This window comes from Amycolatopsis sp. GM8 (genome assembly GCF_021653975.1).
Taxonomy (GTDB): Bacteria; Actinomycetota; Actinomycetes; order Mycobacteriales; family Pseudonocardiaceae; genus Amycolatopsis_E.
Genome location: NZ_JAJKFK010000010.1, coordinates 148,756 through 170,021 on the forward strand (window position 1 = coordinate 148,756; position 21,266 = coordinate 170,021).

Sequence of the window (21,266 nt, forward strand, 5' to 3'; positions counted from 1 at the left end):
ACCACCCCTCCTGGACACCCTTCGCGCGGCAGTGTCGCCATCACGTCGGCGCTGTCCTCGCCAGGAACCACCTCAGAACCCGCAGCGGCGCAAGCTGACAGCGTGGTGAAAAGCGGCTCCGGCGCTTCGAAACATCCCGGTCCCGGCGGGCTGAGTGTCGGACTCGCGGTCGCGAGTGTCCGACTCGGCGTCGGGAACGTCGGACTCGCGGTCCTGAGCGTCGGACTCGCGGGCGCGGGCCCGGACTGTCGGTGGCTGCTGGCATCATCGACGGCTGTGAACGTGCTCACCGACCGCCCGCGCGCGAAGCGCCGCCGGATCACCTCGGTCGAGGTGCTCTGCGTGGTGCTGCTGGTCGCGATCCTCGGGCAGTCGTGGCTGCAGGACGTGCTGAACGTGCCCGCCCTGCGCACCGGCTCGACGATCTTCGTCGCGGTGTGCGTGCAGGCCCTGCCGTTCCTCGTGCTCGGCGTGCTGATCAGCGGCGCGATCGCCGCGTTCGTGCCGGCCAGGGTGCTGCGGCGGGCGCTGCCCCGCAACACCGCGGCGGCGGTCGGCGTCGCGGGCCTTGCCGGCGTCGCGCTCCCCGGCTGTGAATGCGCGTCCGTCCCGGTCGCGCGGCGGCTGATGGGGCAGGGCGTCGCCCCGGCGGCGGCGCTGACGTTCCTGCTCGCCGCGCCCGCCGTGAACCCGGTCGTGCTGGTGGCCACCGCCGTCGCGTTCCCGGGCAGGCCCGAGATGGTGCTGGCCCGCTTCCTCGGTTCGCTCGCCACGGCCGTCGTGATGGGCTTGCTGTGGGCACGCTGGGGCAAGCTCGGCTGGATCGTCGAGCGCGCGTTGCAGCGCCTGCCGGACGAGGGGCGCGGCCGCTGGGCGACGTTCGCGGAGATCGCGCGTACGGATCTCGTCGAGGCAGGCGGGTTTCTCGTCCTCGGCGCGTTGATCTCGGCCGCGCTCAACGTCCTCGTGCCGCCGTCGTGGTTCGCCGTGCTCGGCGGCCAGCTCGTGCTCGGCGTGGTCGTGATGGCGGTGCTCGCGGTCGTGCTGGCCTTGTGCAGCGAGGCGGACGCGTTCGTCGCGGCTTCGCTGACCGCCCTGCCGCTGCTGCCGAAACTGGTGTTCCTGGTCGTCGGCCCGGCGATCGACGTCAAGCTCTTCGCCTTGCAGGCAGGCACGTTCGGGCGTTCGTTCGCGCTGCGTTTCGCGCCAGTGACGTTCGTCGTCGCGGTCGCCTGTGCGCTCGTCGTCGGCACCCTGCTGATCGGCGGTGCTCGATGAGGCGCGAGACGCAGAACGTGTTGCTGGTGCTGCTCGGCGGCGCGCTGCTCAAGATCGGCATCAACGGCGACTACCTGCGTTATGTCAAGCCGTCGCAGCAGGTGTGGGTGATCGCCGGGGGAGCGGTGATGGCCGCGCTCGGCGCGATCGCCATCGTGCGCGACCTGGTCGCCCGCGGCCGCACGGGCGACGGGCACCACCATCATCTGGCCAGGTCGGCGTGGCTGCTGGTGGTGCCGGTGCTCGCGGTGTTCCTCGTCGCGCCGCCCGCGCTCGGCTCGGATTCGGTGACCCGCACCGAGGCCCGAGCCCCGGCGCAGAGCCAGGCCGTGTTCCCGCCGCTCCCCGCCGGGGACGTGATCCCGTTGTCCCTGACCGATTTCGTGACGCGCGCGGGCTGGGATTCCGGTGGTTCGCTCAACGGCCGGACCGTCCGGCTGACCGGGTTCGTCACCCACACCGGCGATTCGGTGTTGCTGGCGCGGATGGTCATCACCTGCTGCGCGGCCGACGCGTACCCGCTGAAAGTGCGGATGCTGGGGCCGGCCGGCTACCCGGACGACACATGGCTCGACGTGACCGGACAGGTCGTGCCGGGCACCGCGACGAAGGCGAACCGCTTCACGCCGGAGTTCACCGTGCTCTCCGCGAACCGCATCCCGCAGCCCGCGGATCCCTACGAGGATTGACCGGCGCAGGTGGCGCAGGTGCCGATGATCTCGACCGTATGGGTGATTTCCGAGAACCCGTGCCCGGACGCGATCTTCTCCGCCCAGCGCTCCACGGCCGGCCCCTCGACCTCGACCGTCCGCCCGCAGTGCCGGCACACGAGGTGATGGTGGTGGTGGGACGAGCAGCGCCGGTAGATCGCCTCGCCGGTGTCCGTGCGCAGCACGTCCACCTCACCGGCCTCCGACAGCGACTGCAGCGTCCGGTACACCGTGGTCAGCCCGATCCCGTCACCACGTTTACGCAGCTCATCGTGCAGTTCCTGGGCCGAACGGAAGTCGTCGATCTCGGCGAGCAGCTCGACCACCGCGGACCGCTGCTTCGTCGACCGGCGGCCGGGGACCGGCGCCAACCTCGTCATGCGTCCTCCTGCACGTGTGCCACGGCGTCCACCACGATGTGGGACAGGTGATCGTCCACGAGCCGGTACACGACCTCGCGCCCGCGCCGCTCCCCGTACACCACCCCGGCCGCCTTGAGGACCCGCAGGTGCTGGCTGATCAGCGGTTGCGCGACATCGAGCGCGTCGACCAGCTCGTGCACGCAGCGCTCGGCGTCCCGCAGCTGCAGCACGATCGCGATCCGGACGGGCGCGGCGAGCGCGCGCAGCAGCTCCCCGGCCCCGGCCAGCGCGGTGGCCGACGGAACCGGCGTGCTCGGCTTGACCGGGCCGTCCGCGTGCACCTCGCCCGGCGCCTGGCTCACCGCCGTCATGTCGATCTCCAGCCTTGTCGTTACGGGTCGATCACCAGTCTAGTGGGCCGCACCCCTTGACCTACTGTGGTCAAGGGCCGGATACGCTGGACCGACAGCCCATCAGTGTTTCCGCAGCTATGGAGAGCGTGGAGTGCCCGCCAACACGATCGAGACCGTCGTCAGCTTGTGCAAGCGCCGTGGCTTTGTCTTCCCCAGCGGGGAGATCTACGGCGGTACCCGGTCGGCGTGGGATTACGGGCCGCTCGGGGTCGAGCTGAAGGAGAACATCAAGCGCCAGTGGTGGAAGACCATGGTGCAGAGCCGCGACGACGTCGTCGGCCTGGACTCGGCGGTGATCCTGCCGCGCAAGGTGTGGGAGGCGTCCGGGCACGTCAACGCCTTCAACGACCCGCTGATCGAATGCCTGAGCTGTCACCGGCGGTTCCGCTCCGACCAGCTGGCCGAGGAGTACGCCGAGCGCACCGGCAAGGAGACGTCCGAGGACGACCTGTCCGACGTGCCGTGCCCGAACTGCGGCACGCGCGGCCAATACACGAAGCCGCGCGAGTTCAACATGATGCTCAAGACCTACCTCGGCCCGGTGGAGAGCGAGGAAGGCCTGCACTACCTGCGGCCCGAGACCGCGCAGGGCATCTTCGTGAACTTCCTCAACGTGCAGACCACGTCGCGCAAGAAGCCGCCGTTCGGCATCGGCCAGATCGGCAAGTCCTTCCGCAACGAGATCACGCCCGGCAACTTCATCTTCCGCACGCGCGAGTTCGAGCAGATGGAGATGGAGTACTTCGTCGAGCCCGGCGAGGACGAGCGCTGGCACCAGTACTGGATCGACCTGCGCACGGAGTGGTACACCGGCCTCGGCATCAGCCGGGACAACCTGCGCCACTACGAGCACCCCAAGGAAAAGCTGTCCCACTACTCGAAGCGGACCGTCGACATCGAGTACCGCTTCCAGTTCTCCTCGGGGCAGGAATGGGGTGAGCTCGAGGGCATCGCGAACCGCACCGACTTCGACCTCACCACGCACTCGAACCACTCCGGTGTCGACCTGTCGTACTTCGACCAGGCCACCGGGCAGCGGTACCGGCCGTTCGTGATCGAGCCCGCCGCGGGTGTCGGCCGCCCGATGATGGCGTTCCTGCTCGACGCGTACACCGAGGACGAGGTGGCGAACGCCAAGGGCGGCACGGACAAGCGGGTCGTGCTGAAGCTCGACTACCGGCTCGCGCCGTACAAGGTCGCGGTGCTTCCGTTGTCCCGCAACGCGGATCTGACGCCGAAGGCGAAGGACCTGGCCACTGCGCTGCGCCGGAACTGGAGCGTCGACTTCGACGACGCCGGGTCCATCGGGAAGCGTTACCGCCGCCAGGAGGAGATCGGCACCCCGTTCTGCGTGACGGTCGACTTCGACTCACTGGAGGACAACGCGGTGACCGTCCGCGAGCGCGACAGCATGGCGCAGGAGCGGGTGGCGCTCGACAAGGTGGAGACCTACCTGGCCACCCGCCTGCTGGGCTGCTGAGCGGCGCCCGCCCAGTCGTCTCAGCGGGACGGCTGGGCGGGAATCGTGGGCAGGAGGTCCGCGATGTCGGTGTGCAGCTTGGCGAGGCCTTGGTCGAAGGTGGCGAGCCGCCCGCCGTTTACTCGTCGAGGTGCGCGAGGTAGGAGTCCGTGACCTGGCGGTGGCCCAGAATGCCGTTCATCGGCACGTCCCGGTAGGTGATCGAGTCCGGCCAGAACTCGTGACGATCACCGGCCTCGATCGCGCTGAGCAGGGCTTGAGCGTCTTCCGCCCGCTGTCCTTCGCGGATCAACAAGCGCACCAGACTCCCCTGTGTGACCGGGCAGGTGGCGAAAGTGTCGTCTCGTCACTGTGCGTCGTCCGGTGACCGGACGTCGTCGGTGGTGATGACCTTGCCGAGCCGCACGACGGGCAGTCCTGTGCGAGGGCTCCGTGCGGCCGGAGCCGGTTTGCTCTGACGCAGACCACGTTGCACGAGTTCGGTCACGATCTCACTGAGCGTGCGCGACGTATCGCGTGCGATCGAGAGGACCTGACCGTGCAGGTCGTCGGGCAGGTCGATCAGGGTTCGCATGGCCTCATTGTGGGCGAAACCCCTGACACCTGTCATGGGCAGGTCGTGACGAGCGGCCTGCCCGCGGCGTTGGCCCCGGCGGCACAGTTCGGGGTATGAACCCAAGTACTCCCGTCCGCGACGCGGCGGTCACGGCCGGGGCCGCGGTGCGGCTCGCCGCCCTGCGGAAAGCCTACGGTGAGGTCCGGGCCGTCGACGGCATCGACCTCACGATCGCGCCCGGTGAGGTCGTCGCGCTGCTCGGGCCGAACGGCGCCGGGAAGTCGACCACCGTCGACATGATCCTGGGGCTGACCGAGCCCGACGCCGGTGACGTCACGGTGTTCGGTTCCTCGCCCGCGGGTGCGGTCCGCACCGGCAGCATCGGCGCGATGTTGCAGGGCGGCGCGCTGCTGGACGACGCGACCGTCGGCGAGATGGTCGCCATGGTCGCGTCCCTGCACCGTAGCCCGATGCCGGTCCGCGAAGCGCTGGCCCGGGCGGGCATCGAGGAGCTCGCGAACCGGCGCGGCAACAAGCTGTCCGGCGGCCAGAAGCAGCGCGCGCGGTTCGCCGTCGCGCTCGTGTCCGACCCGGACCTGTTGCTGCTGGACGAGCCGACCGCCGCGATGGACGTCGGCAGCCGCCGTGAGTTCTGGCGGTCCATGCAGGCGTTCACCGACTCCGGCCGCACCGTCGTGTTCGCCACGCACTATCTCGAAGAGGCCGAGGAGTTCGCCGACCGCGTCGTGCTGATGCGGAGCGGCCGGATCGTCGCCGACGGGTCCGTCGCGCAGGTCCGGGCGCTCGCCGGCGGCCGCACGCTGCGCGCGGTCGTCCCCGGCGCGACCGACGAGGCGATCGCGAACCTCCCGTGCGTCACCGAGTTCCGGCTCCGCGGCGAGCAGATCGCCGTCTCCAGCAGCGATTCTGACAAGACCCTGCACGCACTGCTGAGCGCGTACCCGCACGCGCACGACATCGAGATCACGGCGATCGGCCTCGAAGGCGCGTTCCTCACCCTGACTTCCGACGAGGAGGAAGAACCGAGCGCTGACGACCGCAGGGAGGAAGCGCTCAAATCGACACAGCGCACTCGAGCCTCATGGGCGTCGTCGCGCACCGAGGAACGAGGGAAGTGAGGACGTCCATGAGCATCAAGTATCTGGCGCTGGAGATCCGGCGGGTGACCCGCTCGCCCCGGTTCCTGATCTTCACCGTGGGCTTCCCGGTGCTGCTTTTCCTGTTGTACGTAGGCATTTTCGCGAAGGACCCGGGCACGAAGGCCGTGCTGATGGTGAGCATGACGTCGTTCGGCGCGATGGCGGCGGCCCTGTTCACCGGCACGCGCGTCGCGCTGGAGCGGGCGTCGGGGTGGCAGCGGCAGCTGCGGCTGACCCCGCTGTCCGGCCCCGGTTACCTGACCGCGAAGGCCGCCACCGGCATGACGCTCGCGCTCGCGCCGGCGATCCTCGTACCGCTGGTGGCCGTGCTCGGCGAAGGTGTCTCGCTCGACGCGTCGGGGTGGGTGCGGGCCACGCTGGGGGTGTGGCTCGCGGCGATCCCGTTCGCCCTGATCGGCCTGCTCATCGGGCAGATCGGCACGGCGGACTCGACCCAGCCGATCACGCAGCTGGTGATGCTGCCGATGGCGCTGCTGGGCGGGATCTTCATCCCGGTCACCACGATGCCGGACTGGCTGCTGAAGATCGCGCACGTGCTGCCGAGCTACTGGATGGGCGAGATCGGCCGCGGGGCCATCACCGCGGGGTCCGCGAGCCTCGGCAAGGACGTGCTCTACCTGGGGATTTGGACGGTCGTACTCGGGTTCGCCGTGGTGCGGCGCTACCGTAAAGACTCGGCCCGGGTCTGAGGGGAGGCGAACGTGGCGGCTCGGCGAGGCCTGGCTTGGGACAGCTGGTGGCACAATGCCGCCACCGGCGAACCACGCGACCGGTTCTTCAAGTTCCGCTGGCCGGTGGTGGCCGTGGCGTTCCTGCTGCCGGTGCTGATCCCGGCGGTGCGGCACGCGAGCACCTCGTCCGGCGGCGTGGCCGACCTGGTGCTGACCATCGCCTACGGTGGCGCCTACGCCGTGTTCCCGCTGGTGTTGTTCCGGGACTACTCGCTCCGGCTGAAGCTGGCCTTCTGCCTCGGCACGCTGGCGCTGGGCTGGCTGGGCACGCTGATGGTCGTCGACGGCAACGTGTACGTGCTGCTCTACGCGCTGGCGATGATCGCGTTCGGGTTGCCGCCGGGCTGGGCGCTGATCCTCGACGGCGCGTCGATCGTGGCGGCGCTCGTGCTGGTGCAGCTGCACGTCGGCGCGCACGGCACCCTCGGCGACGTCGGCACCCTGGCCGGGGTCACCACCGCGATGTTCTTCATGGGCCGGCTGTTGCACACGGTGCGGCGGCTGCGCGCGGCGACCGACGAGATCGCCACCCTCGCGGTCAGCGCGGAGCGGGCGCGACTGGCCCGGGACCTGCACGACATCCTGGGCCACAGCCTCACCACGATCACGGTGAAGGCGGGGCTGGCGCGGCGGATGCTGGAGAGCAAACAGGATCCCGGGCGGGCGATCACCGAGATCCACGAGGTCGAGGGTCTCGCGCGCAGCGCGCTCGCCGACGTGCGCGCGACCGTCTCGGACTACCGCGAGGTGTCGTTGTCGGCGGAGCTGGTGGGGGCGCGGGTGGCGCTGCGGGCCGCGGAGATCGAGGCGGACCTGCCGCACGCGGTGGACAACGTGCGGCCGGACCTGCAGCAGACTTTCGGTTACGTGCTACGGGAAGCGGTCACGAACGTGCTGCGGCACTCGGGGGCGAAACACGTGAAGGTGCGGTTCGGCCGGACCTGCCTGGACATCGAGGACGACGGGGTCGGTGCGCCTGAGGGTGTGTGCGGGAACGGGCTGCGGGGGTTGGCCGAGCGGCTGGAGCAGGTCGGTGGGACGTTGCGGGCTGAGCCGCGTGCTGGTGGTGGTTTCGTGCTGCGGGCCGAAGTCCGGCCCGCGTTGGAGGTCGCGTCGTGATCCGCGTTCTGCTGGCTGACGACCAGGCGATGGTGCGCGGCGCGCTGGCCACCGTGCTCGGTCTGGAGCCGGACATCGAGGTGGTCGCGCAGGTCGGGTCCGGCGACGAGGTGCTGCCCGCGGCGAAGGAGTCCGCCCCGGACGTCGCGTTGCTGGACGTGCAGATGCCGGGCAAGGACGGGCTGACCGCCGCCGCCGAGTTGCACGCCGCGCTGCCCGCGTGCCGGATCATCGTGTGCACGACGTTCGGCCGGCCCGGCTACCTCGCCCGCGCGATGGCGGCGGGCGCGGCCGGGTTCGTGGTCAAGGACTCGCCGCCCGAGCAGCTGGTCGACGCGGTGCGCCGGGTGTCGAACGGGCTGCGGGTGGTCGATCCGGCGCTGGCCGCCGAGTCGCTGGCGACCGGGCCGAGCCCGCTGACCGGGCGTGAGCACGACGTGCTGCGCGCGGCCAGCGACGGCGGCACGGTCGCGGATATCGCGCGCCGGCTGCACCTGTCGGAAGGCACGGTGCGCAACCATCTTTCCGCCGCCATCGGCAAAACCGGCGCCCGGACGAGGGCGGAGGCGGTCCGGCTCGCGGAGGAGAACGGCTGGCTGTGACAATGGCGCGGATGTCCGGACACCGCGTCTCGAAAGCGAGCTGGGTGCGGCGTGCCCTGTTCGGCACGGCGCTCGTGGTCGTGCTGACGATCGCCGGGACCGCGTTCCGCGTCTGGCAGGTCGCCCGCGCCGACGACCGCGACCCGGCCGACGTGATCGTCGTGCTCGGTGCCGCGCAGTACAACGGGAAACCGTCACCGATCTTCCAGGCGCGGCTGCGGCACGCCAAGCAGCTGTACGAGGCCGGTGTCGCGAAGGTGATCATCACCGCGGGCGGGAACCGTACCGGCGACGAGTACACCGAGGCGTCCGCGGGCGCGCAGTGGCTGATCGAGCAGGGCGTGCCGAAGTCGGGCACGCTGCCGGTCGGGGAGGGCAGTGACACCCTGGGCAGCCTGCGCGCGGTCGCGGACGTCGTCGCGCGGCACGGCTGGCACACCGCGGTGCTGGTCAGCGATCCGTGGCATTCGCTGCGGGCGCGGGTGATGGCCGACGACTCCGGGCTGGACTCGTGGGCCTCGCCCACGCACAGCGGCCCGATCGTGCAGACCCGGCGGACGCAGGCGATGTACATCTTCCGCGAGACCGGTGCCCTGCTGTTCTACCTGGTGACCAAAACTCCCGCCGATGACATCGGTGGTACGGGACTCGGCTGAGAATGTCGGTGGGTGCCCGTACATTGGCCCCGTGTACGACGAACACGATCGCGAGCGCCGGGTGGCCGAGCCGCCGAAATCCGGTGCGCTGCCGGGCTCCCGCGCTGACGTGCGCAGTGACTTCTCGCGGGACAGGGCGCGGGTGCTGCATTCCGCGGCGCTGCGCCGGCTCGCCGGCAAGACGCAGGTGGTCGGGCCGGGGGAGGGCGCGGAGGTCAGCGGTGTGCCGCGCACCCGGCTCACGCATTCGCTGGAGGTCGCACAGATCGGCCGCGGGATCGCCGAGGAGCTGGGCGCGGACCCGGACCTGGTGGACACCGCGGGCCTGGCGCACGACATCGGGCACCCGCCGTTCGGGCACAACGGGGAGCAGGCGCTCAACAGCGTCGCCGAGCCGTGCGGCGGGTTCGAGGGCAACGCGCAGACGCTGCGCATTCTCACCCGGCTCGAGCCGAAGCTGGAGCCCGTCGGGCTGAACCTGACCCGTGCCTGCCTCGACGCGGCGACGAAGTACCCGTGGCCGCGGCGTCCCGGGCTGGTCAAGTTCGGGGTGTACGACGACGATGCGGAGATCTTCGCGTGGATGCGGGAGGGCGCGCCGGACGGGCGGCGCTGTCTCGAAGCGCAGATCATGGACTGGGCCGACGACGTCGCGTACTCGGTGCACGACGTCGAGGACGGCGTGCTGTCCGGCCGGATCTCGTTGCCGGTGCTGGCGAGTGCCGAGGAGCGCACCGCCGTGGCGGAGCTGGCGGCCAAGCACTTCTCGGACCAGTCGGTGGCGGCGCTGGAGAACGCGGCGCGGGAGCTGCTGACCCTGCCCGTCGTGGTGGAGCTGGCCCAGCGCGGGCAGGACAACTCGTTCGGCGCGCAGGTCGCGCTCAAGCGGCTGACCAGCGAGCTGGTCGGCCGGTTCGCCGGGGCGGCGGTCAGCACCACGCGGGAGCGGTACGGGGACGGGCCGCTGACCCGCTACGACGCGGATCTGGCCGTGCCCGACCAGGTCGGCGCCGAGGTCGCGTTGCTGAAAGCGCTCGCGCTGCGCTACGTGATGAGTGATCCGCGGCGGCTGGCGATGCAGGACGGGCAGCGTCAGATGGTCCGGGAGCTGGTGCGGCTGCTGGTCGAACGGGCGCCCGACGCGCTCGACGCCGCGTTCCACCCGGCCTGGGCGGCGGCCGGGGACGACGCGGCGAAGCTGCGCGTGGTGATCGACCAGGTCGCGTCCCTGACCGACGCGCAAGCGCATGCGTGGCATGCCTGGCACACCGGGCGCCATTGAGAATCCGGTAGCGTCGGGGCTGATGGCGAAACCTGATGTGGACCACCTGCGCTTCAGCCTCGCCCTGCATCGCGCGGTCGCGGGCAGTGGTGATTCGTGCTTCTCGCCCTATTCGGTCGCGAGCGCTCTGGGCCTGACCAGTCAGGCGTCGCGCGGTGCCACCTCCGAGGAACTGGTGCGGCTGCTGGCCGGCGCGGACGCCGACGTCACCAAGCAGGCCGAGCTGCTGCGTACCGCGGCGACGCTGACCGAACGCGGTCGCCACGAGCCGCCGGTGCTCGAGGTCGCGAACACGTTGTGGGCGGCCGAAGACGCGCCGCTGAACCAGGATTTCCTCGGCAGCCTCGCCGCCTGGCCGAATGGCGGTGTGAAGAGCGCGCCCTTCGGCACCGATCCGGATGCCGCCCGCCGCATCATCAACGCCGATGTCGCCGAGACGACCCGGGACCTGATCCCGGAGCTGCTCGCCCCGGGCGCCCTGCACCGGGACACGATCGCGACGCTGGTCAACGCGCTCTACCTGAAAGTCGCGTGGCAGCACCGGTTCCGGGACGAGCAGACCGAGGACGGCGACTTCCACAGCCCGTCCGGCACCCGCCGGGTCCCGATGATGCACCAGACGGAGTCGTTCGGTTACGCCGCGCGAGACGGCTGGCAACTGGTCGAGTTGCCCGCCGCGGGCGGGGTGCGGGCGACGATCCTGTTGCCCGACGGCGATCTCGCCGCGCGCGAGCCCGGTCTGGACGAGCGGGGGCTCGCGGCGCTGCTGTCCGCGGCGAGGAGCCGGCAGGTCCGGCTCGCCCTCCCGAAGATCAAACTCGATATGCGCGCCGAGCTCAAGCCGGCGCTCGCCGGGCTGGGTGTGCGGACGATGTTCTCCGCGCACGACTCGGATTTCACCCCCCTCACGCCGGACCCGCGGGTGTTCGTCGACGACGTCGTTCACCAGGCCGTGCTGCGGCTGGACGAGCAGGGGCTCGAGGGCGCGGCGGCGACCGCGGTGGTGTTCCGGACGTTGTCCATGATCACCCCGGTGGACCCGGTCGAGGTCGTCGTGGACCGGCCTTTCCTGCTCCTCGTGCGGCACGCCGAGACGGGTGTGGTCTACTTTTTCGCCCGCGTTGTCGAACCGTGAGGTAAGAAGTGACCGCGTTGCTCGAGGCGCCCGGGACGGTGCAGGTGGTTGAGCCCGGACGGCGCAGGTGGAACAGTGCCGACACGATTGTCGGCTTGTGCTACCTCCTGGCCGCTTTGGTGATCTATGCCGGGTTGTGGGTCAACCTGGGCAGTGGCTACCTGTACAACAGCGCGCAGGACCAGAACATGTGGGAGTGGTTCTTCTCGACCACCGCCCACGCCGTGTGGAGTGGGCAGAACCCGCTCGGGTCGGTGCTGCAGAACTATCCCGACGGCGTCAACATGATGGCCAACACGGCGATGCTCGGCCTGAGCATCCCGTTGTCGCCGATCACGTTGCTGTTCGGGCCGACCGTGACCTGGGCGATCGCGCTGACCGGTGGCCTGGCCGGCACGTCGTTCGCCTGGTACTGGGTGTTCTCGCGGAACCTGGTGAGCTCGCGGGTCGCCGCCGCGATCGGCGGGGTGTTCTGTGGTTTCGCGCCGCCGATGATCTCCCACGGCAACGCGCACCCGAACTTCGTCGTGCTGTTCCTGCTGCCGTTCATCGTGTTGCGGTTGATCCGCCTCGCGCAGGGTGAGCACCCGGTTCGTGACGGGCTGATCCTCGGCGGGCTGATCGCGTACCAGGTTTTCCTCGGCGAGGAACCGCTGCTGATCACGATGCTGGGCTTTGTCGTGTTCGCGGTCGCCTATGCCGTGACCCGCTGGCGCGAGGCCGTGAAAATGGTGCGGCCCATGGTGATCGGCCTCGTCATCGGTGGCGTGCTCGCGCTCGCGGTGGTGATCTTCCCGCTGTGGTGGCAGTTCATGGGCCCGCAGAGTTACCGGACGCTGGAACATGGTTCGGTCGGCAATGACACCGCGGCGTTCACCCGGTTCGCGACGGAGTCGATCGCCGGTCAGCCCGAGGCCGCCGCGGACGTGTCGCTGAACCGGACCGAGGAGAACGCGTTCTTCGGCTGGCCGCTCATCGTGTTCATGGTCGTGCTGACAATCTGGTTATGGCGCAACGCTGTCGCCCGCTCGATCGCGATCTCGATGTTCGTGATGGCGTGGCTTTCGCTGGGGCTCGTGATCACCGTCGACCACCATGAGACGGGTGTCCCCGGCCCGTGGCAGTGGCTGGCGAAGCTGCCCCTGTTCGACTCGCTCCTCGAATCACGCCTGGCGATGGCGTGTATCCCGGCGGTCGGTGCCCTCCTCGCGATCGCGACCCAGCGAGTGTTCGAGGCGGCGCCCTCTTTCCGGGACAAGGAGTTGCCGATCCGGTGGTTGTGGATCGGCGCGCTGGTCGCGGTCCTGCTCCCGATCGCGCCGACCCCGCTGGAGACCATCACGCGCCCGGCCACCCCGGCTTTCTTCTACGACGGGACCTGGCGGTCCTATGTTTCCTCGGGTTCGGTGGTCACCGTCCCGCTGCCCAGCACGGGTGATGCGCGGGCCTTGCACTGGCAGGTGCGGGCAGACTCAGGTTTCCCCCTCGCGGCGGGTTACTTTGTCGGCCCGGCGGGCCCGGATGACAAGCGTGGCCGCTACGGCGCCGCCGAACGTCCCACGACGCACCTGTTGCAAGAGGTCCAGGACAACGGCGACGTCCCAGCCGTAACGGATGCCGACCGCGCCGCCGCAATCGCCGACCTGCGCTACTGGCACGCGGATGTCATGGTCCTGGCGCCCGGCACCACCAACCAGCAACCGCTGCAGGCCACGGTCGAGGCACTGCTGAACACCCCGGCCCGGTACGTCGACGGTGTGTGGCTGTGGGATGTGCGCCCCCTCACAGCAGCCGCGTAGAACGCCAACTCACCGACGCAGGACGCAAACACGCCCGCGCCACGGGCAAACACGCGCGCGTGAGGGGCAAACACGCGCACAACCAGCAAACACGCCGACGCCGCGCAACCCCGGAACCCGCGCAGCCGCCTGGCACCTGCGCAGCCAGCCAACTCACCGTCACGACAAGCAAACTCACGCGCGCAGCCAGCAAACTCACCCGCGCCACGGGCAAACACGCCCGCGCGGCAAGCAAACACGGCGGAACCCGGCAACGGAACGCAACAACGACCCCAGCCCACCCATACCTCCCCCAACCCCGATAGAAAGCCGCCCTAGCGGTTGGCACGTCGTGTCAAGGGTGACCGCGCCAGCGGTCATCGCGAAGCGACGCCGAAGGCGCCCTTGATACGACGTGCCAACCGTTAGACGATCGGCGATCGGGGTGGGCCCGGCGACAACCCCGGCGCGAAGCGCCGGGACCCTCGCGCGAAGCGCGAGGGAAAAGAGAAAAGATGTCCTCGCCGGACGGGCAGGCTCCAGGATGACTGACCCCAAGGGATCTCACCTTTTCGAGGTGGTTGAGTTGGGTGGTCATCCCGTCGCCTGCGGTTTGCGAATATCACTTTTCGCCAGAGCCGCAAGCTTTGTGTTCTCGGCCGCCGGACCCAGCCAAGGTTGCGGCCCTGACGAAAAGTGATCGTGCCGGTTTCAGGCGACGGGATGACCACCCAACTCGGCCCGTGGGCCTGCGCCGCTGTCACATCCGGCGTCCGCACGCCGTCCCTCCTGCGAGATCACTAGAGGAGGAGCCATGTCGCGTATTCCGGTGGTGTCCACAAAGGACGCCGGGTTGTTCACGAGGTTCGTTTACCGGGTTGCTCGCCGCCGCTATGGTGCTGTTCCGGCGCCGTTCGCCGTCAGTGCCCAGCATCCTGGACTGCTGGTGGCGGGTACGGTGCACGAGCTGGCGGTGGAGAAGGCGTCGCATACGTTGCCGGTCAACGTGCGGGAGATCGCCGTGTACCGCGTCGCCGTGCGGCTGGGGTGTTCGTGGTGCGTCGACTTCGGCACGATGTTGCAGAAGCACGAAGGGCTCGACATCGAACGCCTCAAGGGTATCGACGACTACCCGACCTCACCGCATTTCAGCAGGCAGGAACGCCTGGCACTCGCGTACGCCGATGCCATGACCGCCACCCCGGTCACCGTCACCGACGAGCAGGTCGCCGAGCTGGAGCGCGAGTTCGGGCGCAAGGGCGTCGTCGAGCTGACCTATCAGATCGCTCTCGAGAATATGCGCAGCCGCGTCAACAGCGCGCTCGGCATCACCGACCAGGGGTTCACGTCGGGCGAGGCGTGCCGGGTTCCGCTGCCGGGACTCGCGTGAGCTTGTCCGGGTTGGCGATGTCGTAGATCGCGACGATCCGCCCATCGCGCACCGCCACAGCCTCCAGGTGCGCGTCGAGCCGCTGCTTGCCGGGCACCTCGGCGGCCGGGATGAACAGGCCGAGATCGCCGTTGACCAGCATCGGGCGCCCGCTGGTGAGCGCGTCCGCCGGGTACATCGCCAGCAGGCCGAAGAAGAACCGGATGAGCTTGTCCGCGCCGACCACGATCTGCCGGGCCGTGCGCGCCTTGCCGTTCGAGTCGCCGATCAGCATCACGTCCGGGTGCAGTACCTCGGCCACGGCCCGCACGTCCCCGGCGAGCAGGGCCTGCAGGAACCGGTCGAGGATCTGCTGCTGTTCGGCCAGGCTCGCCCGCGGCGGCGGCTCGGCGTCCTTGAGGGCGCGCCGCCCCCGCGACGCATGCTGCCGCGCCGCGTCGGGGCTCGACCCGAGGATGGCGGCGATCTCGTCGAACGGGACCGAGAACGCGTCGTGCAGCACGAACGCGACCCGCTGCTCCGGCGTGAGCTTGTCCAGCACGACCATCGCGGCCATCCGCAGCCCTTCGTCGCGCACGGCGAGGTCGAGCGGGTCGTCCGCGGCCGCACCACTCAACGGGGTGACGACGGGCTCGGGCAGCCACTGCCCGACGTAGCGTTCCCGCCGTGCGGGCGCGGAGCGCAACCGGTCCAGGCAGATCCGGCCGACGACCGTGGTCAGCCAGCCTTTCAGGTCCCGGATCGCGGCGCGTTTCTCCTCGCTCAGCCCGGCCAGCCGCAGCCAGGACTCCTGCACGGCGTCCTCGGCGTCGGACACCGATCCGGTGAGCCGGTAGGCGACGGCGACCAGGTGCGCGCGGTGGCCGGTGAACTCCTCAGCCAGTGCCATGACCAAGACAGTATCCTCGACGGGTGGCAGGTCGGATCCGGGAAGCAGACATCGCGGAGGTTCGTGACCGCAACCGGATCGACGAGGTCGTGGGGGAGTACGTGGCCCTGCGCAACGCCGGCGGCGGCGCGCTCAAGGGGCTGTGCCCGTTCCACGACGAGAAGACCCCGTCGTTCAACGTCCGGCCCACGCACGGCACCTTCCACTGCTTCGGCTGCGGCGAGGGTGGCGACGTCATCAAGTTCCTGATGAAGATCGACCACCTGGGGTTCGTCGAGTCCGTGGAGCGGCTCGCCGACCGCGTCGGCTTCCGGCTCACCTACGAGGGTGGCGGCGCCAGCGTCCAGCGTGACCGCGGTACCCGCACCCGGATGGTCGAGGCGCACAAGGCCGCCGCCGAGTTCTACGCGGAGCAGCTGCGCAGTCCCGACGCCGCGCTCGCCCGCGACTACCTGCGGGAACGCGGCTTCGACGAGGCCGCGGCGCGCACCTACGGCTGCGGGTTCGCCCCGGCCGGCTGGGACAAGCTGACGAAGTACCTGCTCAACCACGGTTTCGAGCTGCCGGAGCTGCTCAAGGCACAGCTGGTGCGCGAGGGCAGGCAGGGCCCGATCGACCGGTTCCACCGGCGGCTGGTGTGGCCGATCAAGGACATCACCGGTGACGTCGTCGGCTTCGGCGCGCGCCGGCTGTTCGACGACGACCAGATCCAGGCCAAGTACCTCAACACCAGCGAAAGCCCGATCTACAAGAAGTCCCAGGTGCTGTTCGGGCTCGACCTGGCCAAGCGGGAGATCGCGAAGCGGCACCAGGTGGTCGTGGTCGAGGGCTACACCGACGTGATGGCGATGCACGCGGCCGGGGTGCCGACGGCGGTGGCGTCCTCGGGCACCGCGTTCGGCGAGGACCACATGAAGGTGCTGCGGCGCCTGCTGATGGACGACGACACGTTCCGCGGCGAGGTCATCTTCACGTTCGACGGCGACGCGGCCGGTCAGAAGGCCGCGCTCAAGGCGTTCGAGGGCGACCAGACGTTCGCGGGCCAGACGTACATCGCGGTCGCGCCGGACGGGATGGACCCGTGCGAGCTGCGCATCGAGAAGGGCGACACGGCCGTGCGCGACCTGGTGGCCCGGCGGATCCCGCTGTTCGAGTTCGCGATCCGCAGCATGCTCGCCGAGTACGACCTCGACTCCGTCGACGGCCAGGTGGCCGCGCTGCAGCGGACGGTGCCGCTGGTCGCGCAGATCAAGGACAGGGCCAAGCGCGACGGGTACGCGACGAAGCTCGCGTGGTGGGTCGGCTGGCAGGACGCGGACATGGTGGTGCGCCGGGTGCGCGGCGCGGCCGGTGTGCCCGTGAAACCCGGGCGCCGCAACGGTTCCGCGCCTGCGGCGCCCGCGAGCGCCCCGGCCGAAGACGTCCCGCGCCCCGCGCCGAAGGACCCGCGGTTCATGGCGCAGCGCGAGGTGCTCAAGGCCGCGCTGCAGGAGCCCGCGCTGGCCGGGCCCCAGTACGACGCGCTGCCCGAGGACGCGTTCACCCATCCCGCGTACATCGCGGTGCATCGCGCGGTGCTGAAGGCGGGCGGCGCGAGCTGCGGGCTGACCGGGCCCGCGCTGATCGACGCCGCGAGTGCGAACGTGCCACCGGGGACGGTGCGCACGCTGCTGTCCGAGCTGGCGGTGGAACCCTTGCACGCCAAGGGAGAGGCGGACATCCGGTACATCGGCAGCATGGTCGCCGCGGTGCAGGAGAACCTGGTCGGCCGGCAGATCACGGAGATCAAGTCGCGGCTGCAGCGGCTGTCGCCGGTCGAGGCGCCGGACGACTACCGTGCGCTGTTCGGGGATCTGGTGGCGCTGGAGGAGTACCGGAAGGCGTTGCGGGAGCAGGCGATCGGCGGGATGGCCTGAGCTCATGTCGTGGCTGCGGTGGTTGATCGGTGACCGGTTGCCCGACGGGTTCCCGGGCGAGCTGGCGGCGTCGGAGAACGCGCTGTCGGTCGCGGAAGTGGCCTACGGCGGGCATCTCGTGGTGACCGAGCTGGGGCTGTGGCTGCCGGAGGGGCGGCGCGTCGGCTGGCATCTGATCAGCAAAGCCGTGTGGGGTGAGGGAATTCTCACGCTCATCGAGGCCAGGGAGGTCGGCTCCGCGGGCGCGGCGGTGGTGCTGGCCGACCGCGAACCCGTGCGGTTCGCCTTGCCGCGGCCGGGGAAGCTGCCGGTGATGGTGCGCCAGCGGGTGGACGCTTCCATTCGCGGGCGGCACCGGCACGAGCTGGCGAGCGGTGGCGTGTGGTTCGTGCAGCGCAAGGTGCCCGGTCAGGACGGGACGGTGCTGCAGGCCCGGCCGGATCCGGGCGTGGATCCCGACGTGGTCGCCGCGATCGCCCGGGAGGCCGCGCAGCGGCTGGCGCAGCCCGAGGTCTAGCAGTACGCTCGTACTGTGTGGGATCCCGCGAAGTATCTCGACTACGCTGACCAGCGAGGACGCCCGTTCTACGAGCTGCTGGGCCGGGTCGGCGCGGTCGCGCCGCGGCGGGTCGTCGATCTCGGCTGCGGCCCCGGCAACCTGACGAAGTCGCTGCCGTCGCGGTGGCCGTCGGCGATCCTGGAGGCCTCGGACAGTTCACCCGAAATGGTGGCCGCCGCTCAGGCGGCGGGAGTCCCGGCCGAGGTGCGCGACGTGCACGACTGGAAGCCCGCGCCGGACACGGACGTCGTGCTGTCCAACGCGGTCCTGCAGTGGGTGCCGGACCACCGTGACCTGCTGCGACGGTGGGCCGGGGAGCTGCCGTCCGGGGCGTGGTGCGCGATGCAGGTCCCGGGGAACTTCGGCGCGCCGTCACATGCGCTGATCCGCGAGCTCGCCAGCAGCCCCGCGTGGGCGCCGGTGCTCGAGCCGGTGGTGTTCCGCGGCGACGAGACGGTCGGCGAGCCGCAGGAGTACGCCGACCTGTTCGCCGACGCGGGTTGCCAGGTGGACGCGTGGGAGACGACCTACGTGCAGCGGCTGGACGGCCCGGATCCGGTGCTGGAATGGGTGTCCGGCACCGCCCTGCGGCCGATCAGGGCCGCGCTGGACGACGCTTCGTGGACCCGGTTCCGCGCGGAGCTGGCGCCCCTGCTGGCCCAGGCGTACCCGGCGCGCGCCGACGGTACGACCTGGTTCGGGTTCCGGCGCATCTTCGCCGTGGCGCGGGTTCCCTGACCGCTTACGGCTGCGTCACCCTCGGCTCGCTCACGCGGTGCCCGTTGCGGAAGAACGGCACCTTGTCGCCCACCTTCTCGCCGACCTTCGCCCGCGCGACACCGGCCGCGCCCTGCACCATCGGGTGGTCGGCGACCTTACGGTACGTGCGCACGATCTGGTCGTACCGCGCACGGCCGGCCTTGGCCCCGAGTACGTACCCGACTGCCGCGCCTAGCAGGAAAGTTCTCATGCCTACGCCTCCTCACCGGTAGTTGCGCCCGCCCGGCCATTGTCCCCCACGGTGCCCCGGCGTGCCGGGGGTGCTTGCTGAGCGCGATCAGTGGTGCGCTATCGTTTCTCTTCGTTGGCCGGGGCGATCCGGCCACATGCGGCATTCCCCTGTAGCTCAATTGGCAGAGCATGCGACTGTTAATCGCAGGGTTGTTGGTTCGAGTCCAACCGGGGGAGCATCATCTGAGCAGGCTCCCAGGTCACAGGCCTGGGAGTCGGTCATGTCGCCATCCTCTACACGCGTCCGACATGTCCGATCCCCGGAAAACTCCCAAGATTCACTTCTCAGCCAGCGCCGTCATGATCGACGTCGGCTCGCGGCACTACCGCTACGAGTCCGGCCGCGAGGGTGACATCGCGGCCGTCGGCTTCTCGCCGCGCAAAGCCCAGACGGTGCTGTACCTGACCAGTGGTCTGGACCAGTACGAAGCCCTGCTCGCCCGGCTCGGACGGCACACGACCGGCAAGGGTTGCCTGTACCTCAAGCGCGTCGACGAGGCCGATCCCCAGGCTCTGCGCGACATCGTCGAGCGTTCCTACCGCAAGGCGACGGAAGCCTGACGCACCTCACGGCTGGGCGGCGCCGTGGTAGAAGTACTGGCCCAGCCCGACCGTGAACATCAGCAGGCCGTAGAGCGAGTGCTCCACGGAGACGGTCAGGAGCGAGCGGGTCCGGCGGTAGCGGCTGCCGAAGATCACGCCGCCGGCGGCGGAAAGCACGACCGCGACCCAGTTGCCGAACGCGATGTGCACGAACCCGAACGCCGCCGCGCTCGCCGCGACCATCCCGGCCCCCTCGCCGAACACCGGGCGGTAGCGCTGGAACACGAACGCGCGGAACAACAGTTCCTGCGGGTACACGCTGGCCAGCGGATACCCGACCACGATCAGCGCCCACAGGCCGGGATTCTGGCGCGGCAGGCTCAGCAGCAGGTCCGGCGTGGCGAGCGCGACGACGACCGCGCAGCCGGCCGCGGTGATCAGCCACAAGATCAGCATCGGGCGCAGCTGCCCGCGCAGCGCGCCCGCCCGCCAGAACGACTTCCGGTCGAACGACGGCGAGCGGAGCAGGTACACCACGGCCGCCGCGCCGAGCACGAGTAGCACCGGGATCGGGCTCGTGCCACGGAAAAACACCGTGTACACGATCACCAGACCGAAGAACACCACCGCGAACTCGAGTGCGAGATACAGCCGTGGCACGGTTTTCGGCGACGTCTCCCCGGGGGCGGTCACGTGCTCAAACTACGGGAGTCAGCGGCGCAGCGTGGTCTCGCGCTCCATGTGCGAGAGCTTCGCGGGATTGCGCACGGCGTAGAGCCCGGTGATCAGCCCGTCGTCGATGCGCAGCGCGACGACGGTGTCGATCTCGCCGTCCAGCCGCATCACCAGCGCGGGGTAGCCGTTGACCTGCGCCGGCCGCAGCCACGTCGCGTCGATCCTGGACAGCCCGGCGGACAGCACCCGCGCCACCTTGTCGGCGCCCACGATCGGCCGGGGCACCGCCTGCTTTACACCGCCACCGTCACCCATCAGGACAACATCGGGTGCGAGCAGGTCGAGCAGGTCCTGCAGCTCACCCGTTTCGACCGCGTGCCGGAACGCTTCGAGCGCGTCCCGGGTCTCGGCCGCGGTCACCGTGCCGCGCGGCCGCCGCGCCGCGACGTGGGCCCGTGCCCGGTGCGCGATCTGGCGGACCGCGCCCGCGTTCTTGCCGACGGCTTCCGCGATCTCGTCGTAGCCCAGGTCGAACACCTCGCGCAGCACGAACACCGCGCGCTCGGTCGGCGCGAGCGTTTCCAGCACCAGCAGCATCGCCATCGAGACGCTCTCGGCCAGTTCGATGTCCTCGGCCACGTCGGGCGCGGTGAGCAACGGCTCTGGCAGCCAGGTGCCGACGTAGGACTCCTTGCGGCGGCCGAGCGTGCGCAACCGGGTCAGCGCCTGGCGGGTCGCGATCCGCACCAGGTACGCCCGCGGCTCCCGCACGGTGCCGAGGTCGACCCCGACCCATCGCAGCCAGGTCTCCTGCAGCACGTCCTCCGCGTCGGCCGCCGAGCCGAGCATCTCGTAGACCACGGTGAACAGCAGGTTCCGATGCGCCAGGAACGTTTCGGTGGCGGGATCTTGTCGCATGCCCTTCAGACTCCGCTCCTCGCCGTTGTGTGACACCGCGGGCTGTCACAGGAACCGCGGCGCCGGCGTCTGGTGGCCGTTC

General features: G+C 70.2%; 24 protein-coding genes and 1 tRNA gene. 17 read left to right on the forward strand and 8 right to left on the reverse strand.

From position 1 onward, the window contains the following. Positions 1-276 precede the first annotated feature (276 nt). Positions 277-1,278: a permease gene (locus tag LOZ83_RS35100; protein ID WP_236796169.1), complete on the forward strand. Its 1,002-nt coding sequence runs from the start codon at positions 277-279 to the stop codon at positions 1,276-1,278. Then, positions 1,275-1,967, forward strand: coding sequence for a TIGR03943 family protein (locus tag LOZ83_RS35105; protein ID WP_236796170.1), 693 nt, complete (start codon positions 1,275-1,277; stop codon positions 1,965-1,967). The genes LOZ83_RS35100 and LOZ83_RS35105 overlap by 4 nt, the downstream gene beginning before the upstream one ends. Here the strand turns inward: LOZ83_RS35105 and LOZ83_RS35110 are convergent. Then, the gene (locus tag LOZ83_RS35110) at positions 1,955-2,368 is read right to left on the reverse strand and encodes a Fur family transcriptional regulator (RefSeq protein ID WP_236796171.1); all 414 of its coding nucleotides are present in this window, start codon (positions 2,366-2,368) and stop codon (positions 1,955-1,957) included. The two genes, LOZ83_RS35105 and LOZ83_RS35110, sit on opposite strands and share 13 nt — an antisense overlap. Further along, positions 2,365-2,721, reverse strand: coding sequence for a metalloregulator ArsR/SmtB family transcription factor (locus tag LOZ83_RS35115; RefSeq protein WP_236796172.1), 357 nt, complete (start codon positions 2,719-2,721; stop codon positions 2,365-2,367). Before LOZ83_RS35115 ends, LOZ83_RS35110 begins: the two co-directional genes overlap by 4 nt. A 133-nt stretch (positions 2,722-2,854) precedes the next feature. Here LOZ83_RS35115 and LOZ83_RS35120 point away from each other — a divergent pair, with 133 nt between their 5' ends. Then, on the forward strand, positions 2,855-4,243 hold the full coding sequence (locus tag LOZ83_RS35120; protein ID WP_236796173.1) for a glycine--tRNA ligase: 1,389 nt from the start codon (positions 2,855-2,857) through the stop codon (positions 4,241-4,243). Between the two features lie 118 nt (positions 4,244-4,361). On the opposite strand, the gene LOZ83_RS35125 is transcribed toward LOZ83_RS35120, so the two are convergent. Further along, positions 4,362-4,544, reverse strand: coding sequence for a hypothetical protein (locus LOZ83_RS35125; RefSeq protein ID WP_236796174.1), 183 nt, complete (start codon positions 4,542-4,544; stop codon positions 4,362-4,364). Between the two features lie 45 nt (positions 4,545-4,589). Then, complete coding sequence (locus LOZ83_RS35130; protein WP_236796175.1) at positions 4,590-4,817, reverse strand: antitoxin; 228 nt, start codon at positions 4,815-4,817, stop codon at positions 4,590-4,592. Between the two features lie 95 nt (positions 4,818-4,912). Between LOZ83_RS35130 and LOZ83_RS35135 the strand changes: the two genes are divergently transcribed. The 9 genes from LOZ83_RS35135 (at position 4,913) to LOZ83_RS35175 (ending at position 14,673) form a co-directional block, all read left to right on the forward strand. Continuing rightward, positions 4,913-5,938, forward strand: coding sequence for an ABC transporter ATP-binding protein (locus LOZ83_RS35135; RefSeq protein ID WP_236796176.1), 1,026 nt, complete (start codon positions 4,913-4,915; stop codon positions 5,936-5,938). Between the two features lie 8 nt (positions 5,939-5,946). Continuing rightward, complete coding sequence (locus LOZ83_RS35140) at positions 5,947-6,669, forward strand: ABC transporter permease (protein ID WP_236796177.1); 723 nt, start codon at positions 5,947-5,949, stop codon at positions 6,667-6,669. Between the two features lie 12 nt (positions 6,670-6,681). After that, on the forward strand, positions 6,682-7,830 hold the full coding sequence (locus tag LOZ83_RS35145; RefSeq protein ID WP_236796178.1) for a sensor histidine kinase: 1,149 nt from the start codon (positions 6,682-6,684) through the stop codon (positions 7,828-7,830). Further along, on the forward strand, positions 7,827-8,432 hold the full coding sequence (locus LOZ83_RS35150; protein ID WP_236796179.1) for a response regulator transcription factor: 606 nt from the start codon (positions 7,827-7,829) through the stop codon (positions 8,430-8,432). The genes LOZ83_RS35145 and LOZ83_RS35150 overlap by 4 nt, the downstream gene beginning before the upstream one ends. Positions 8,433-8,443: 11 nt before the next feature. Further along, positions 8,444-9,088 (forward strand): YdcF family protein, encoded by a 645-nt coding sequence (locus LOZ83_RS35155; protein WP_236796180.1) that lies wholly within the window; start codon positions 8,444-8,446, stop codon positions 9,086-9,088. A 31-nt stretch (positions 9,089-9,119) separates the two neighbouring features. Then, positions 9,120-10,370, forward strand: coding sequence for a deoxyguanosinetriphosphate triphosphohydrolase (locus tag LOZ83_RS35160; RefSeq protein ID WP_374202757.1), 1,251 nt, complete (start codon positions 9,120-9,122; stop codon positions 10,368-10,370). Between the two features lie 22 nt (positions 10,371-10,392). After that, entirely contained in the window at positions 10,393-11,505 is a 1,113-nt protein-coding gene (locus LOZ83_RS35165) for a serpin family protein (RefSeq protein ID WP_236796181.1), read from the forward strand. A gap of 8 nt (positions 11,506-11,513) precedes the next feature. Further along, on the forward strand, positions 11,514-13,304 hold the full coding sequence (locus tag LOZ83_RS35170) for a glycosyl transferase (protein WP_236796182.1): 1,791 nt from the start codon (positions 11,514-11,516) through the stop codon (positions 13,302-13,304). 793 nt (positions 13,305-14,097) lie between these two features. After that, entirely contained in the window at positions 14,098-14,673 is a 576-nt protein-coding gene (locus LOZ83_RS35175) for a carboxymuconolactone decarboxylase family protein (RefSeq protein WP_236796183.1), read from the forward strand. On the opposite strand, the gene LOZ83_RS35180 is transcribed toward LOZ83_RS35175, so the two are convergent. Then, positions 14,627-15,562, reverse strand: coding sequence for a sigma-70 family RNA polymerase sigma factor (locus tag LOZ83_RS35180; protein WP_236796184.1), 936 nt, complete (start codon positions 15,560-15,562; stop codon positions 14,627-14,629). The genes LOZ83_RS35175 and LOZ83_RS35180 overlap by 47 nt on opposite strands. 23 nt (positions 15,563-15,585) lie before the next feature. Here LOZ83_RS35180 and dnaG point away from each other — a divergent pair, with 23 nt between their 5' ends. Genes dnaG through LOZ83_RS35195 form a run of 3 tightly spaced genes read left to right on the forward strand, consistent with a single transcriptional unit; the run spans position 15,586 to position 18,775 of the window. Then, complete coding sequence (gene dnaG, locus LOZ83_RS35185; protein WP_236796185.1) at positions 15,586-17,478, forward strand: DNA primase; 1,893 nt, start codon at positions 15,586-15,588, stop codon at positions 17,476-17,478. Between the two features lie 4 nt (positions 17,479-17,482). Next, on the forward strand, positions 17,483-17,995 hold the full coding sequence (locus LOZ83_RS35190) for a hypothetical protein (protein WP_236796186.1): 513 nt from the start codon (positions 17,483-17,485) through the stop codon (positions 17,993-17,995). A 15-nt stretch (positions 17,996-18,010) separates the two neighbouring features. Beyond that, entirely contained in the window at positions 18,011-18,775 is a 765-nt protein-coding gene (locus LOZ83_RS35195; protein WP_236796187.1) for a trans-aconitate 2-methyltransferase, read from the forward strand. A gap of 4 nt (positions 18,776-18,779) precedes the next feature. Here LOZ83_RS35195 and LOZ83_RS35200 read toward each other — a convergent pair whose 3' ends face one another. Then, positions 18,780-19,007 carry a hypothetical protein gene (locus LOZ83_RS35200; protein ID WP_236796188.1) on the reverse strand — a complete coding sequence of 76 codons (228 nt, stop codon included), beginning with the start codon at positions 19,005-19,007 and terminating at the stop codon, positions 18,780-18,782. A gap of 145 nt (positions 19,008-19,152) precedes the next feature. On the opposite strand from LOZ83_RS35200, the gene LOZ83_RS35205 reads away from it, so the two are divergent. Next, positions 19,153-19,225, forward strand: a tRNA-Asn gene (locus LOZ83_RS35205). A gap of 72 nt (positions 19,226-19,297) precedes the next feature. Then, the gene (locus LOZ83_RS35210) at positions 19,298-19,609 is read left to right on the forward strand and encodes a DUF1801 domain-containing protein (protein ID WP_236796189.1); all 312 of its coding nucleotides are present in this window, start codon (positions 19,298-19,300) and stop codon (positions 19,607-19,609) included. A gap of 6 nt (positions 19,610-19,615) precedes the next feature. On the opposite strand, the gene LOZ83_RS40620 is transcribed toward LOZ83_RS35210, so the two are convergent. Continuing rightward, positions 19,616-20,284: a CPBP family intramembrane glutamic endopeptidase gene (locus LOZ83_RS40620; RefSeq protein ID WP_236796190.1), complete on the reverse strand. Its 669-nt coding sequence runs from the start codon at positions 20,282-20,284 to the stop codon at positions 19,616-19,618. 18 nt (positions 20,285-20,302) lie between these two features. Beyond that, positions 20,303-21,184: an RNA polymerase sigma-70 factor gene (locus tag LOZ83_RS35220; RefSeq protein WP_236796191.1), complete on the reverse strand. Its 882-nt coding sequence runs from the start codon at positions 21,182-21,184 to the stop codon at positions 20,303-20,305. Between the last annotated feature and the right edge of the window lie 82 nt (positions 21,185-21,266).